The organism is Kiloniella antarctica, assembly GCF_042682825.1.
GTDB lineage: Bacteria > Pseudomonadota > Alphaproteobacteria > Kiloniellales > Kiloniellaceae > Kiloniella > Kiloniella antarctica.
Genome location: NZ_JBHUII010000004.1, coordinates 205,750 through 221,924, shown reverse-complemented (window position 1 = coordinate 221,924; position 16,175 = coordinate 205,750). Strand labels below are relative to the sequence as shown.

Below are 16,175 nucleotides of genomic sequence, written 5' to 3'. Positions count from 1 at the left end.
GCACCAATTCCGCCATAATAGGTACAAGATTGAGCCTCCCCGCCTGACTCTTGTTTATATATTTTGTCGAACCGTATCAGGGTCGTACAGCTAAAGATAGAATTTTTTATTTTGCGCTTTAAAGTATTTGAAACTTAGAGCTTGATTGCATCCGGTGTGTTAATAGGCACACTATACCCGAACTCTATTTTGGATCTGGTCCTGAATTCGACAAGGTTATTGTAATGCTTGTTCCCATACCGACTTTACTTTCGAGTGAGAGTTTGCCGCCATGTAAATCAATTAGAGATTTGACGATGGGCAGTCCCAGACCAGACCCTTTATGGTCAGCCTTTAGAGGATCAATAATCTGTCCCCAGGGTTTCATCACTTTATCCAGATCCTTCGGCTCAATACCTACGCCCGTATCTGAAATAATTATCTGAGTATTATCGCGTACAGCAGATACGCTAACTGTTACCTGACCGCCTGGTGGGGTGAACTTAATAGCATTGGACATAACGTTTAAAATAATCTGATCAAAGGCGCGTTGGTCTGCGATAATTGATGGTAAGTTATCTTGTAAATTGATCGTTAGTTTCACCTCTGATTTTTCTGCAAGAGGATCAACGGTTCGAATATTATCCAAAATTGCTTTTTGGGTATCCAGTTGGTCAAAGTTGAGCTCCAGCTTTCCGGCTTCTATTTTAGAGAGATCCAATAAATCATTGATCAACCCAAGAAGGTGCAGGCCGCTGTTAAGAATGTCGGCGCCGTATTCTGCATACACAGCTGCTTTGTTGGGGCCGAGCATCTGATCTTTGATCATGGTTGAAAAACCGATAATTGCATTGAGCGGAGTTCGGAGTTCATGGCTCATCGCGGCAAGGAAATCAGATTTTGATCTATTGGCTAATTCTGCGACTTCCTTGGCTTTGCGGAGTTCTTCCACAGATTGTTTCCGTTTGGTGATATCTGTGACGACATTAATGACTCCGCCGTTAGGGGTTGGCGTTGTGTGGACCTCCAAAACTTTGCCATGAGTCGTTATGCGCTCCCAGCTTTGGGGTTCAACCAATACCGGTAGCTTCTTAAGCCAGGCTTTCGATAATTCTTCAGGGTCTCCAGGTCCAAAGTCTCCACGTTTGGCCTGATACAGGTTTTCCGTTTGGATAGAGTCTCCGATTTTTAACAGGTCATCTGGAAGACCATATAGCTCGGAATATTGGGCATTGAAAAAGACATTGTTCCTGTTCACATCGACATATCTTATTCCGCCGGGTATGTTGTCGAGGACGGCCCTGAGTTGAGCCTCTTTTTCAATCATATGTTCTTCGGCACGTTTTCTCGTCGTAATATCTATATAACTACAGATTTGGCCACCGCCAGGCATGGGATTGCGTCTTGCCTCTATGATGCGACCGTCGGTAAAGCACAATTCGACTGTTTCTTTACGGCCTTCTACAAAGCTGTCCAGACGATTTTGGATGAGGTTATCGACATCAAAATCATTATCAAGGTCTCGGTTAACTAAGCATAGTTCAACATCATATCTTATTATTTCAGCATAATCTTGACCAACACGTCGGAAGCGGTCGGGCAGATTAAAAATTTCAAAGTATCGGTCATTCCAGATCAGCATTTGTCCTTGAGCATCATAGACCACAAGACCGCCTCTTAAGTTTGAGAGCGTAAGTTCTAATAGTTCCGATTTTTCAGATAATTCTTGGGTTCTATTTTTAACCTGAACTTCAAGCTCTTCATAATAACGTTCCTGAATATCCAGCATCTTGTTGAAGGCGGTAGTGACAACCCCGATTTCGTCGTCACTAGACCACTCCACTCTTTGCCCAGCGGGTTTTTCTGATGATTGGCGGATAAGAGCCAACATGCGTTGTAAGGGGGTGCCGACAAATTTGCGATGTACATATATATTTGTAAAAATCAGAACAAAGGCAAAAAGCGTGGCTAAAGATATCACGGTCGCAACCCGGTGATAGGTGGTGGCGAGTAGGTTTTCGTCTGTGAAATTGATGACCAGTGTACCGATAACTCTGGGCTGTTGCTCCATTTCAGGGGTGTAAATTATTTGTTGTTGCGTTGTTAAAGCAGGAGTTCTTTCCTGATTAGTTTTGCCGATTGTTGCGAAGGGGATACCTTCGTCATCATAAACAATAGCACTGACAAAATCCTCATCAATGCTCATTGCACCAAGAATTGAGGCGGTTCGCTCTATGTCAACATTCCATAAGGGCTCTGCAACAATAACGATAAACGTTTTTGTTACTCGCTCTAATTTTTTCTCAAGGCTACCTTTTTCATCGACAAAGAGTGATACTTCAATAGCGGTCACAAAAATGGTCCCCAGAAGTAAAAAAGCAGGAACCGTGATGGTTAACAACTTCATCTGCAGGCGCGACAAGCCGTATCTGGAGATCAACTGTTTCAACATCTATACGGATTACTCACCATTTTTGTAATACCTAATCGTCGTTTTCCAGTTAGTATCCTCTGTCATTTTTAGAGTTATTTGATCGAGAAAATCACGGATGTCTTTACGCTCATTAGTGATTAGGATTTTACGATTGTAGGTACTGTGAGGTGTTGTGGCGATGAATAGGCTATCTGAGAGATCTAGTTCAGAAAAAAAATAATTGGCTGCTGATGTGGGCATAACGGTGACATCGATCAAACCATTTATCAGCTTTTGAATGTTTGAAAGGTGCCTGTCCGAATCAATACGTACTGTGTTTTCTGTCTGAGATATAAAATCATCTATTTCTACGTAATGATGGCCACGCACACCCCCAAATTTGAGGCCAGTAAAGGATTTCGGTCCATCATAATTTATTTTATTGTTCTGGCGGGAGATCACAACATTTTCTCCGGGAATTAAAGTCTTCTCGGTCCAAAGGTATTTTGTTTCCTTCAAATCGTTAAGCCAAATGGGGTCGACCCAAGGTACGACGAAGGTTCTGGCGCTTGTAATTAAGGTATCTACTCGAGGACGAGACATTGTTCTTACTTGAAATTTGTATCGACCATTTGATTTTTCAGTGAGGTAGGTTGCAAGATCGTAAGTCAGACCATGATTTGTACTGGTCACAAACGGCACGTGCGAATGATAGGTAATAAGAGGAATGATTTCAGTCACCTGGGCGAGGGCGTTCGTAAAAATAGCCGAGATGATCACAAGACCTAAATTTATCATAACGGTTACATTTATGATAACAGTTACAAGGATACTTAGTGCTTTCCTCATAATACAACCAGTTAAACTGTTTCCCCAATTAAGACACTGAAATGCCTTTTAGTCCATCGCCTCTCTAGGGCGAGTGGTTTAGGTTATTATATAGCAGAAAGTCCTACTGTCGGGTTAAAACGGTATTTTATTCCTGTTGACGATGGGTTTTTATTCTTTTTTGATGTATCAAAAGCGGATATGCCAAATAGAGGAATTTTTTGTGCCGTTAAAGAACTACTCATTGATCAAAGGAAAAGCTTCTAATCTTGCGATCGATGAGGATGACAGTCCTCATTTGGAAATCAGGATAGAGGCTGCCGGTGTTAGTTATCGTGTCGCGCTTAATGTGCGTTCTAGTGTTCCTCCGAATGACTTGCTCTACCGTAAACAAGATCCCTTCTTTCATCCTCTTTTAGATGAATTTTCGGCCCTTCCGGAAGGAAAATTGAATATAGGCCAAAGCTTTTCAAAGTTGGCTCTTGATTATGTCAGGGGTAATTTTGTGCAACGTGAAGCGATGAAAATTGCACCTTTTCAACGGTTAGGACCAGATAATGATCTGCGGGATTATCTAGAACCAATTATTAGGCAAGGTATGGCCGATCAACGTACCACTTTTTATGCCTTTGGTGAAGCGTGGGGGCCAGAAGAGGGAGAGGTTGATAAGTACTTTGGGTTTGTGCCGGCCAATGGTATTCATGATATTCATATGAACCAAGGATCTCCCGGGCGGTTTAAGGTAACCAATAGTCCTAATCAGGATGGGGCTCTTTTCATCCATTTTGGTGCGGCAGATCGTTGGGCAGCCATCTTTCTGGCTTTTCAAAGTCAGGATTGGCACACGGATATTCATACCGGACATCCTATGAAAACGCGGGTAATTGAACCTCGTAACATTGATCCACTCAAACCCGGTATCGCGATTGTCGCTGCTTTGATTAATCCGGCTGGTGAGGATGATGGCCAAGAAAGCGTGACGCTTTTGAACCGGACCGATGTTGAGCAAAACTTAAAGGGGTGGCGATTAATGGACCGTGATGAACGCATACAACCCTTGCATGGACGGGTCGGGGCCGGCGATACAATTCGAATTCATTTATCAGCAGGGCCAGATAACCCTCATCTTCGTAACAAAGGGGGCGTGATTAAATTGGTTACGCCTGATGGGGTTATCGCCCATGCTATAGGATACAAAAAGCACGAAGCTGCTCGAGAAGGCTGGACAACTATTTTTTGAACAGTTTGCTAACGGGCTTTTAGGTTGGATTTAAATGATCTTTATACCACCAACCCAACGTTTGGTTTGCGTTAAGTGCAAATAATTAAGGTCGCCCTTGAGAACGCTTCTTCCTGTATTTGTAAGTGAAATTTTACGTTCTGGCCAAGGGGTGTCTGGGGCGATTTTCCCATAAGTAATCAAAGGTTTTTTTGCTTTTACAAGTTCATTAAGTATCGACCAGAACATTAGATCGCCAAGAAATGGAAGGGGTTCTCTTTCCCGCATAAGTATAGAGAAAAGCTTTCCACTTTTTATGGTGCCTTTTTCGTAAAGTATTTCGAGTGTAATCTGTTGAGTGAGGCTGAGGCCAGTTTCAGCGTCAGGTAGTTCTTGTAAGTGACGGCTGAGCGCCAGTACCATTGGTGGGATCTCTGGTGTTCCCTTGGCTATTATTGTTTCTAGGTTGGTGGCTGTACCTTGTCGAAGGGCATTCCAGACCGTTTTGCCCAGAGAAATCTGTGCTTTTGAAAGCGGCGCCCGCTGATTTTCCCACAACCAAACCAACATTTCCGGTGCGAGTTGACCAAGTCCGGTGAAATCAGGAACACCGGGAACATGATCAACACAGATTAACTCTATCGGTAATGATGAAGAAAGCCCTGCAATATGGTTTAAAAGATAGGCGAGGATAAGCTGGTCATAACTGTCATGTTCAAACCACAAAACCACTTTGTCGTATGCTGTAAGTGTCTCAAGTTTATCATAGGCCTGCTTTTGCCGGGTTAGAGTTTCCTGAAAGGGTAATCCATAAGTAGTTGCTATGAACTCTGCTCGTTGTGTGTAGAAAGCCACACCCTCTAAATTTGGAAGAGGTCCTTGGCAGAAGGGATCTGAAAACTCATGAAAATCTCCTTTGAAACCCGCAATGTCTAGGCCGTGTTTAATATCAGATCCACAGCGAATATGGAGTGTTTTAACTTCATCGAGCTGAGGAGTAATACCTTCACTGATTTGCTTTTTACGCAAATTAAGACGATCGCAGTGTGCTTTTAATTGAGGCCAAGATGAAAAATTGTTCTCACGGGCGATGACCAGTTGGCAATCGTTGAGCTTTAAGAGTAGAGGAGATGCGATTAAATCAAGAACTTTGGGATGATGTTTTTTCAACCGGGTGATGGCAGAATCTTTGCCCTTGATTAAAGCTTTATGAAGGTCTTTGGCGCGTTTTTTTTGTTGCTCAAAGTTAACCGAGCCATGAAACATGGTTCTTGAAACATATTCTCTGGAAAGTTGGGGACGAGATGGACGCACTGGTGGTGTTGAAGTCATACGATTACCCTCAAAACTTAACCCGTGTCCGCCTGTCAGGTCAGGAAATCGTTGCCGTATATTTATCGAGAACTTGGGCGCAGCCCTTTCCGCGGACGAGGAGGCTTAAGTAGAGCCAAGGAATTTATGCCATGTCGAAAAAGCAGCGTCAACATCATTTCCGATGGATTAGCTAGCTCATGGGTGTGGAGCTGCGCCGCCATATGTCTTTGCTAAATATGATGTAATTTCAATTGGGTCTGTAAAGGTGATCGTTTTATTAATAATCAATACAGGAAGCCATTGATTTTCTTCACCCAGTAATTCAATGATTTGTTCTCGAGGCTTGGTAAAAGGAATGCGGCGAACCTCAATATGTTTGTTCCAATCTGGATTTACAGCCAAAGCGCCCTCTATCAACGCACAGTGGGAACAAAACCAAGAAGTATTGTCGGTGCTTGGAACAGAGTTGTCATCAAAAGGCATTTTGAGCACAAAAAGGATTGGTTTCATGGGGCAGCCAAAAGAATGGAGATGAGGGATTTATGCGTGATCCTACTATACCAACGGATATGTGTCTAAAAAGATTATGTAAAATCTGTGACTGAATATGTGAGTATTCCCCAGGCACGATTAACTGGCAAATCGACGCGTTGGATGGAATTTTTTTATGCCGATGGTCATACCAATTATCGCTATTGTGAAAGCAAAACAGGTAATAGCTGGACTTGTGCAACACGCGTAAAGAGACAGTGGCAAATGAAAGTCAACGAGATTTGTTTCAAATAAAAAACTCTGCCATTTATAATCGTTGTTTCCAAATGTATGCTGAAGATGATGTTTATCTGCTTGTTGCGACAAATTTTAAAGCCTCCGGTTATCTTCGAGCTAAAATCTACAAAACCTTAGATGGTTTTGTGGAAGAAGAACCTTTTAATAAGTAATCAAAATGAGCGACAGGAATGGCAAGTTACGAGGGGCAGGGCTGTCGCTTTTATTTTTGTAATGATAGTTACTCGCTGGAGTATTCTTGAAGGAAAACGAGCATTTGATCTTCGGGCATGGGTTTAGCGTAATAATATCCCTGCAGAATGTGACATCCTTCCTTTTGTAAGAAGATCTCTTGTTCTTTTAATTCGACGCCTTCTGCGATGACTTTCATATTGAAAGCGTTTCCAAGTTGAATGATGGATTTGGTAATTGCGGCATCACGGGCATCGGTTAGTGCACTGGCAATAAAAGATCGGTCAATTTTTAGTTTTTGAGCCGGGATGGATTTAAGCTGTGACATGGATGTGGTTCCCGTACCAAAATCATCAATAGATATATCGACACCCATTTCCTTTAGTTGGCCAAGAGTTTCCAAAGCAATGGCTGGTTCGCTCATAATCGCCGTTTCGGTAACTTCAATTTCCAAATATCTAGGATCAAGGCCTGAGTTATTTAAGTAATCCTTTATGTGTGCGGGAAGCTCGGGGTCTGCGAGTTGAACGGCAGAGATATTGACTGCCATCCTCATTGGGGAAATTCCTGCATCTAACCATTTGCGTTGAGTTCTAATAGCTTGCTCTAGAACCCACTGGCCAATAGGGCCAATAAGTCCTGCTTGCTCGGCGAGAGGAATAAACTGATCTGGCGGTATCCATTCACCATTTCTGTTTTGCCAGCGTAATAGAGCCTCGGTTCCGACAATTTGTCCCGTGAAGGCGTCAATTTGCGGTTGGTAATTCAGGGAAAATTCTTTACGCGAAAGGGCCGCACGAAGGTTCTGTAAGGTTTGGGTACGACGAATTAAATCCTGACCATAGGTTTCATCGTAAGACTTTACCGAATTACGTCCAAATTCTTTTGCCTGGGCCATAGCAATATCAGCGTGGTGTAGAAGGTCTTCGGCCTTATTAGATCGATCACTATCCTTGCTAATGACAGTGCCGATACTCCCGGTAATTCTCAGGTTTAAGTCGTCGAGCTTAAAGGGAGCTTCAAGAACAGATAAAACAAGGTCGGCTAATTTTTTTGCGGCACAAGGGCCTTCATCTATACGACTTAAAACGCCAAAAGTATCACCGCCAACCCTAGATATCTGAATATTATTTAAAGGCCAGTTTGTTGCTCCTTTTTGTAGTCGACGGGCGACTTCCTTTAGGACGTCATCACCTATTTTATGACTGAAGCTGTGATTGATATCTCTGAATTTATCGAGCCCCAGTAAAAGGATCGCAACTCCCTTATCTGTTTTTGACGCTTTGTTGTTGAGAAACGTACCTTCATTCCCATTGGAAACCGGAGCAAGGTTAATTGTCTTTTCAGAGGGGGTAAAATCAAGAAATGAGCCTAACCTCTCGATAAAAGATGCTCTATTGGGAAGGTCGGTCAGGGTGTCGTAATATACTGTGCGCCTGATGTTTGTAAAGAGTTGAAGGTTTTCATGAAGTAAAGATATGCGCGAACAAAAGATTTCGATCAGTTGCCGGTCATGATCGTTCAATGGGTGCCCGAGATCCAGATATATTGCCATTTCATTTTTATTTTGTGAGCGGACATAGAGGCAGACCGATGTGGGCTGGAACTGGTGTTGTTTTTCTTTAAGTGTCTTCCTGACAAGTTGTGCGAGCAGGCTCTCATCAACGGTGTCTAAAGATTCTCCCGTGGTATGCACGAAGCTTCCTACGGCAGCAATGATATTGATTTTACTGTTATGCTTGAAAGCTGGTTTTGGGGTTTCGCTGCAGATAATACCGTTAGCGCTACATTTCAATATGGTGGCAAATTGTGTGAGTACCCCACTGCAAAATAATCTCACCGACGGGCTTTTCATCATATCTTCAGACGCATTGATGATTTTGGTTAAACCGTTACTGTTTTTTTCAAGACGATCAATAAGGCTATAGGTACGAAGAGACGAAATGAGTATGGAAAATAGCTTTTGAGAGGTGATCTCTGTTTTGAAGTAGTATCCATTAATATTATAGTTGTAGATCATATCACGGTCCGGGGCTTGCCCAGATTGACCTGTTCGTAAAACAATCTGTACCTTGTCGTTATTAAACTCATTTCTAATCGTAGAAACAAGCTCTATGCCAACGTCATCATTTTCCATCATGACATTAAGCAGGATTAAAGCTGTGTCGGGATATTTTAGGAGATAGTTTTTGGCTTCTTGTGCTGAATAGGTCGAGTGAAACTTTAATTTTCGCCCTGCAAAAGTGATGTCTGATAACATCATACTGGTAAGGGTGTGAATATCTTCTTCGTCATCAACAATCAAAACTTCCCAAAATTCAGGATCGCCAACAGTTCTGACGTCTTCTGGTTTGTCTGTTGTTTCTATTTCGTCGAGATCGTCTGCAAATAGAAGCTTGTCACTTATATCCTCTTGCATTCAAAATCTTTCGGTTTTGAGGTTTTCCGACTGTTTTAGCTCAAAGACATTTCGTAGGGATATGGATGTTCAAAGGTGCCTACTTTTTCTTTTTCACAGAAGGCTAAACTGATTTCCTTAATCTTAGCTGAGAGATTACTAATGATCAGTTTAATAATTGACGAATAATTATTTGTTTTGCGGTGAACCTGAAATTCAAAAGATCAATACTTTAGATGGTTCACTTGCGATAGGTCGGGTTAGAATATTATTAACCATAGTATTTTGAACGAGTTGGTAATCAATTTTTATTACCGCCTTATTAAATGAAGCTAATGGGATCGTGGGGTGTCTCTTCATAATCTAGTGTTCTGCTACTTGGGAATTTCAACGTAATTGTGGTTCCGAGACCAACCTCACTTTCTATTTCTAATGTTCCGGCAAATAATTTCATGAAACTGGTACAAAGATATAGACCAAGACCCGTGCCTTCGTGGTGTCTGGGGTGCATTTGTTCGGTTTGTTCAAAAGCTTCTAGCGCGCGTTTTAAATCTTTTTCTGACATTCCTATGCCGCTATCGGTTACAGTGAGTGTGATACAATTTTCTTGATTAAGAGCCCCGGTCACATGAATTTTTCCAGGATCGGGAGTGAATTTTATAGCATTCGATATGAGATTGTTGAGTATCTGAATTAGGGCTCTTTTATCCCCACGTAGAGCAGGTAGATCTCTTGACATCTCCATCGTAAGAGTTTGTTTAGCATCTTCGGCCATGACTTGAAGTTGTCGGAAAGATATATTTACCAAGGCTTCTAACTGCAAAGGTTCTTCCGCAAGTTCATATTTTCCGGCTTCTATTTTTGATAAATCAAGAATGTCATTGATCAGGCTTATAAGGAGGGTCCCGCTGTTATGAATATCGCAAGCATACTCATCATACCTTGGGTGTCCAAGGCTCCCAAATGTTTTGCGTCGCATAATATCACTGAATCCTATAATGGCATTTAGAGGCGTTCGAAGATCATGGCTCATATTTGCTAAAAATTCTGATTTTGATCTGTTGGCTCTTTCGGCGGTCTCTTTTGATTGTTCAAGCGCTTTTTCTACGCTTTTCCTTTTTGTTATGTCGGTTGCAGCGCCTCTATGTCCTAAATATTTTCCGGCTTCATCAAACAGAGGCGTACCATTGATCAGCGCGTGGTATGTTTCACCACTGGACCCAATGTACCTGTATTCAAACTCCTTAATTTCATGGTGGTTTTTTATGGCATTACGATAGGGTTGCCACTCCTTATCAGACATGAGGTTTCCAGCGAGTTGCTCTCTGGTTTGGCCTTGTATCTGGGTGAATGTTTTGCCGCGATACCCAAGTTTTCGACTTTCTGATTCCCATATGATGTGCCCTTTTGCATCGGTTTCCCATAACCAGTCAGAAGCAGTAGCCGCAAATTCACGAAAGCGTTCTTCGCTGGTTCTTAGACGGCGTTCTACCTTTTCAAGCTCGTCGACCATGGCATTAAAAGACTGAACAAGGTCTCCTGCTTCTTTTAGGGCAAAGGAGTTAAAGCTTGGGATGCGAGCATTCAAACGGCCTGCAGAAACATCTTCGGCGGCTTTGACGACAGCTTGCATGGGCATGGAGAGATAACGGGCAAGCCACCAACTCATAAAGCCTGCTGCAGCAATGCCAAGTGAGGTTATAATAAAGACGGCAAATTTTACACCGTGGGTACGCTCATCCAATTCCGAAATAGGTTGTGGAATCATAACACCCCATCCAACATCAGGAAGGACGGTATAACCTGCAATCATATCAACTTTCATCGAAGGTGAATAAAATGTTGTAACGCCAGTTTGTTTGGCCATCATTAATTTAACCGGTTTTATAGCCGAAATATCTTTTATTTGTGCTCGCCACGTGGCGTTTGGGTGAGAGAGGACTTGCCCAGCTTGATCAACAATGGCGGCGTGTCCTTGTTTGCCAAAGGCAACCTTGTTTCCAATATTGACGATAAAATTTGTTTCCAGACTTCCAAACGCGATCGAGCCATCTTTTTCTGCTTTAACGAGATAAAGCGTTGGTTTTCCGTCTATGTCATGGAATGCTCTCGAAAAGATAACCCGCCCAGGTTTTTCTTTGGCTTCCATGATTGTTTCTGCAAGTTTGGCTCTGGTTTTTACGGGTAAATGCCCACCGTTAAGTTCATGCCGATTGCCAGGTTGTACTGATGAAATACTAAAAATTTGGCCCGTCTTGTCAGTAATACAAATATGGTTAAAACGGACTATTTTAAGTAGGTCAGGGATATGTGCGGAAGATTGTGTTCCTAACAAGCTCTCTACCGAAACTCTAAAAATCAGCTCTGCGTCAGAAGCATAACGTGATAGGGCGCTGGACACGTTATTCGCGATGATCAGATGTTTGTCTTCAATGGCGGCATATTCGTTATCGATTGTGGATTTTTGAACCCAGGCTGCGAAAAATAAAACGGGAATAGTGGAGATCAGAGTGAAAACAATAAAGAGAACATGATGTAATCCTATTTTTTTTGAGGACGACATCCCCGTATGCTTATTCATGCTGTTTCCCCCTTAATCTTGGCCCGTACTTTTTTTAGGCAGTTTTCTTCGTTGACTTACTCCTGTGTAAAGTATGCTGAGAAAAGATTGCGTGCGTTAAATTTACAACCATAAAGTTGTTAATGTATTAATGAGCAATTTATGGTGGTCTATTTTGTGGAAGATAAGAAATCTTGCGATCTCTTTCAATAATTCGTACGTTTTTTGATAGCTAGGTGCTATGTAGGTTTTAAAGTTGTTTAGCAGGCAACGCGTTGATTGTGCCACGCAATTAGATCTGTTGCAGAAATTGGGCGGCTTATATAATACCCTTGCGCAGAGTTTGCACCTTCGTTTTTTAAAAATTGAAGATGGTCAGCCGTTTCAACACCTTCACCAACGATTGAAAGATTGAGCGCTTTCCCTAATGCAATAACAGCTGTTGCTATGCCCGCATGTTCAGGAGATTCTATGATGTCTGTGATGAAAGATCGATCAATCTTCAATACATCGAAGGGTAATTTTTTCAGATAGGTCAGTGAAGAATATCCTGTTCCAAAGTCATCAAGGGCAAAGGTAAAGCCCATGTCTCTAAATTTTTTCATTTTAACAGCAGTATCTTCTATATCTGCCAACATGGCGCTTTCAGTTAGTTCTAGCTCTAAATTTTCAGGTGATGCATCACATTCGTTAAGAATACATTCTATCTTTTTTACAAAATCTGGAGCGTGGAATTGTTTGGCGCTAATGTTCACCGAAATGCGGGGAATATCCTTGAAATTTGGTAGTTCTTTGCAAGCTGTGCGGAATACAATTTCCCCGAGAGAATGGATGAGACCACTTTGTTCAGCTGACGGGATAAATAAAACGGGCGATATCATACCGTTTTCTGGGTGTATCCATCTAACAAGAGCCTCTGCACCAATCATTTTTCCCGTATTAACACAAACTTGTGGCTGATAGAGAAGTTCGAACTGATTTTCGGAAATTGCCTTGCGTAATTCATTTTCTAAAGCAAGCTTACTTTTGACCGTACTCTCCATTTCATGTTGGAAAAAACGAGCGGTATTCTTACCCGCAGCTTTGGCCTCATACATCGCTGTGTCAGCATGCTTTAAAATAGTGTCTGGAGTTGCCGTATCACTTCCTGCGAAGAGGGTGATACCGATAGATGTTCCAATGTGGAGAGGCTCTTTCCCAACGATTATGGGGTGATTGATGGATTTCATAATCCGTTCCGCAACCCTTTGAGCCCTGATGGCGGTTTCCTCTGAAATTTCAGAGATTTCGGGGAGGAGGATAATGAATTCATCTCCCCCAAGACGGAAAATAGAATCTTCTTCACGGGTTGCTCCGTTCAAGCGTCTGGTAACTTCGATAAGAAGACTGTCTCCAACGGAGTGCCCGAGTGAGTCATTGATGGTTTTAAAGTTATCCAGGTCCAAGAAGAGTAACGCACTGTGGTGTTGGTTTCGTGTAAAACGCGCTAATGTGCTCTTAAGACGATCTAGGAGTAAAGCGCGATTTGGTAAGCTAGTTAAGGCGTCGTGATAGGCGAGGAATTGAATATGTTCCTCGGATTGTTTCTGTTTTATGGAATAGCGGATCGCGCGTTCAAGTGAGTGTGCATCGATGTTCTGTTTAACCAAATAGTCAGTCGCACCAGCTTCCATGGCACGGATATCAATCTCACGATCATTTTGCCCAGTTAAAAGGATTACGGGCACCATTAGTTTGAGATCTTGATTAATTGAACGGACAAAATCAATACCGTTGTCTGCACCCAGCCGATAGTCGACGAGAAATACATCGTAGGCACATTCGTTTGCTCTGTTTAAGGCATCAGGTACATTTGAGGCATGTTCGAAGAAATAGCTTTTGCCGAAAGAATCATCTAGGTAGCCTTTGGTCATAAAAACATCGTCTTCATCATCTTCTACGAGTAAAATTTTAGGATACGCAACCATGAGATTTCCTATGTCAATGATTAGATAGGCGATTAAACAGAAAATCTAATCCGGTAGTTTTACAATATTGACCCAATAGTCTGTGATCGTATTAATCGCCTCGACGAGCCCCTGAAAACTGACTGGTTTGGTGATAAAGGAATTAGCGCCTTCATTATAGGTCGTATAAATATCGGCCTCGGCCTTGGATGTGGTTAATATGAGGACTGGAATACGTTTCAAGAGGGGGTCTGCTTTGATAATTTGTAATGCTTCACGGCCATCCATTCTAGGCATATTTAAATCGAGTAAAATTATGTCGGGCAAAGGATCCGTGTTACCGGAGAATGTTCCTTGACGTCTCAGAAGGTCGATTAAATCTTGTCCATCAAGTGAGAAAGTAATTTTATTTCCTACCCGTGCTTCTGCCATGGCCTCTTGAAATATCAGACGGTCGTCCTCATCGTCCTCTGCCATGTGGATATGAATATCTTCTTTATTTCTGGGCATGTTTATACTCATCTTGTTTATACTCATATAATAGAGTTACGAGAAAAGTTGATCCTTCTCCCGGGATGCTTGTTGCCGTAATGTTTCCGCCGTGTTGCTCGGCTATACGGCGAGCAATCGCCAGACCTATCCCCGTACCGTCATATTCCTGGCGCGAATGTAACCTTTGAAATATTTCGAATATTTTACTGGTATATTCAGATTGAAACCCGATCCCGTTGTCCTTGATTTTAATCTGGCAAAATCTTTGATTTTCCTCGCTTTCAAGATCATTAGCTATAATCTGAATTTCCGGAGCGCGATCCGGATTTCTGTATTTAATGGCATTCCCGATAAGATTTTGGAAAAGCTGTTGCATTTGTAATGGATCGGCGTCGATCGTGGGTAAGATAGACACAGACACAACAGCATTATTTTCTTCTATGGTGATTTCGAGATCACTCAAAACCCCCTGGATAACGTCATTCAAATCTACCTGGATAAAAGGACGAATATGTGTGGCAATTCTTGAGAAATCCAACAGGTCATTAATCAAAGTACTCATTCTTTTTCCGGCATTTTGCATACGGTTGAGATAATCATTGCCGCGATCATCCAACACATCGCCATAACTTTGTCGTAGGCGATCGCCAAAGGCCTGTACTTTGCGAAGAGGTTCTTGCAAGTCATGCGAAGCTACATATGCAAACTTTTCGAGCTCTTTATTTGAACGTTCCAACCCTTCAACGGCTTTTTGGAGCTTCACCGCTTTGAGACGTTTAACCATTAACTCATGGTTGCCTTTTGCTAGTAGAGTTATGTTTTTGATTTCACTATGAAAAGTTTTATGAATGCTAATCAAAAGGCCAATCAGAACACAAAGATAGCTGATTTTTTTTAATACATGTGCCACATCAAATTGATAATCAAACAAATGATTAGAAAAAGACATAAACCATGCTTGACTGATAAAACCGATAATCAGGGAAAGGACGAGCCAATGTTCAAAGCTATCTGTTCTCCACGCTCCTTTGTATAGGTAACCAAGGAGGGTGAAGCCGAAGAAAAGTGCGGGTAGAAACTCTTCAGGCCTATGAAAGAACATATCTGGATAGTAAGCGGCGGGGAGGGGGAAAAAAGCAAAGAATAGAAAGCAAAAAACTGTGGAGAGACTTGTCACCCAATATACTGTTGCGACACTGACGTTTCCCTTTTTCCCGAGACGCTGCTCTCTCATGCCGTATACAAGGCTGAGAAAGAGCATAACGGACAGGAGTTGTCGGGAAGCCACCCAACTCCATGGACCGAGGGAGGGTAAATCTGATGGCATCAAGGGACCGAAATAGGCGGAGGTAACAATGGCATGATAACCGTCGAGAAATGATGTTCCCAGAAAACCGACACCAAGATGTAAGAAGAGATGGTCCTGCTTACTGTAGAAGCGCAGTAAGGAAAGGGTGCCGATCATCAAAGCAAGAAAGGTGGCAATGACTTCCATAACGGTGTGAAGTTCGCGAGATCCTGTCCATAGAGTTTCCCGCGTCAAAAAATAACCAATAATTAGAATTGTTGCTGTGGTTATATAAGCGGTGGCGCGCTTGGATATATAGCGACTTAAGTATATTGGCTGAACTGTTTGCGGTTTTAATTCCAAAGTTGTAACCCTAACAATCTTGCGGCCGAAAAGTATATTGTGGAACTTAGTTCAGTATTCGTTCGAACGGTACAAACGTGGTTATGAGGTTTGTTTCCTGTGCTTTTACTTTGATTTTTGGTTTCCTTAGGTGAAAGCAGGTAAAGTTTTACAAAAATAACAAGTAAATATTGCAATCATAAGGTTATTAAATTCTTAAGTTTAATCTTATGGTGGTATAATTGTTTGTGATTAAATCAGATTAACCGTAACGAGGCCTTGTTCGTATACCTTAAAATGAAGAGATAATATGTGAGCCGCTATAAAAGATATGAGGCGAGTAAGGGGGGCTGTTAATTACCACAAAGGGTTAGCTATGAGGAGGGATCTATGAGGTTTTTCTGTTGCAGGTATGCCAAGAAAATTACTTTTGGTG

Annotated in this window: 11 protein-coding genes; 2 read left to right on the top strand and 9 right to left on the bottom strand. The window is 42.1% G+C overall.

Annotated elements, in window-relative coordinates; all coding sequences use genetic code 11:
- Positions 1-184 precede the first annotated feature (184 nt).
- Complete coding sequence (locus ACFSKO_RS07985; RefSeq protein WP_380250256.1) at positions 185-2,431, bottom strand: PAS-domain containing protein; 2,247 nt, start codon at positions 2,429-2,431, stop codon at positions 185-187.
- Between the two features lie 9 nt (positions 2,432-2,440).
- Positions 2,441-3,241 carry a hypothetical protein gene (locus tag ACFSKO_RS07980; protein WP_380250254.1) on the bottom strand — a complete coding sequence of 267 codons (801 nt, stop codon included), beginning with the start codon at positions 3,239-3,241 and terminating at the stop codon, positions 2,441-2,443.
- 202 nt (positions 3,242-3,443) lie between these two features.
- On the opposite strand from ACFSKO_RS07980, the gene ACFSKO_RS07975 reads away from it, so the two are divergent.
- Entirely contained in the window at positions 3,444-4,460 is a 1,017-nt protein-coding gene (locus ACFSKO_RS07975; RefSeq protein WP_380250252.1) for a DUF2278 family protein, read from the top strand.
- Positions 4,461-4,490: 30 nt separating this feature from the next.
- Here the strand turns inward: ACFSKO_RS07975 and ACFSKO_RS07970 are convergent, their stop codons facing one another.
- The gene (locus ACFSKO_RS07970) at positions 4,491-5,771 is read right to left on the bottom strand and encodes a DUF1835 domain-containing protein (RefSeq protein WP_380250250.1); all 1,281 of its coding nucleotides are present in this window, start codon (positions 5,769-5,771) and stop codon (positions 4,491-4,493) included.
- Between the two features lie 177 nt (positions 5,772-5,948).
- Entirely contained in the window at positions 5,949-6,263 is a 315-nt protein-coding gene (locus tag ACFSKO_RS07965; RefSeq protein WP_380250248.1) for a DUF3088 family protein, read from the bottom strand.
- Between the two features lie 239 nt (positions 6,264-6,502).
- Here ACFSKO_RS07965 and ACFSKO_RS07960 point away from each other — a divergent pair, with 239 nt between their 5' ends.
- The gene (locus ACFSKO_RS07960; protein ID WP_380250246.1) at positions 6,503-6,694 is read left to right on the top strand and encodes a hypothetical protein; all 192 of its coding nucleotides are present in this window, start codon (positions 6,503-6,505) and stop codon (positions 6,692-6,694) included.
- A gap of 68 nt (positions 6,695-6,762) precedes the next feature.
- On the opposite strand, the gene ACFSKO_RS07955 is transcribed toward ACFSKO_RS07960, so the two are convergent.
- The 5 genes from ACFSKO_RS07955 to ACFSKO_RS07935 form a co-directional block, all read right to left on the bottom strand.
- On the bottom strand, positions 6,763-9,132 hold the full coding sequence (locus tag ACFSKO_RS07955) for a bifunctional diguanylate cyclase/phosphodiesterase (protein ID WP_380250244.1): 2,370 nt from the start codon (positions 9,130-9,132) through the stop codon (positions 6,763-6,765).
- 301 nt (positions 9,133-9,433) lie between these two features.
- Positions 9,434-11,692 (bottom strand): ATP-binding protein, encoded by a 2,259-nt coding sequence (locus ACFSKO_RS07950; protein ID WP_380250242.1) that lies wholly within the window; start codon positions 11,690-11,692, stop codon positions 9,434-9,436.
- Between the two features lie 239 nt (positions 11,693-11,931).
- On the bottom strand, positions 11,932-13,638 hold the full coding sequence (locus tag ACFSKO_RS07945; protein WP_380250240.1) for a two-component system response regulator: 1,707 nt from the start codon (positions 13,636-13,638) through the stop codon (positions 11,932-11,934).
- 45 nt (positions 13,639-13,683) lie between these two features.
- Positions 13,684-14,127 carry a response regulator gene (locus ACFSKO_RS07940; RefSeq protein WP_380250238.1) on the bottom strand — a complete coding sequence of 148 codons (444 nt, stop codon included), beginning with the start codon at positions 14,125-14,127 and terminating at the stop codon, positions 13,684-13,686.
- Entirely contained in the window at positions 14,114-15,760 is a 1,647-nt protein-coding gene (locus ACFSKO_RS07935) for an ATP-binding protein (RefSeq protein ID WP_380250236.1), read from the bottom strand. The genes ACFSKO_RS07940 and ACFSKO_RS07935 overlap by 14 nt, the downstream gene beginning before the upstream one ends.
- Positions 15,761-16,175: the final 415 nt, after the last annotated feature.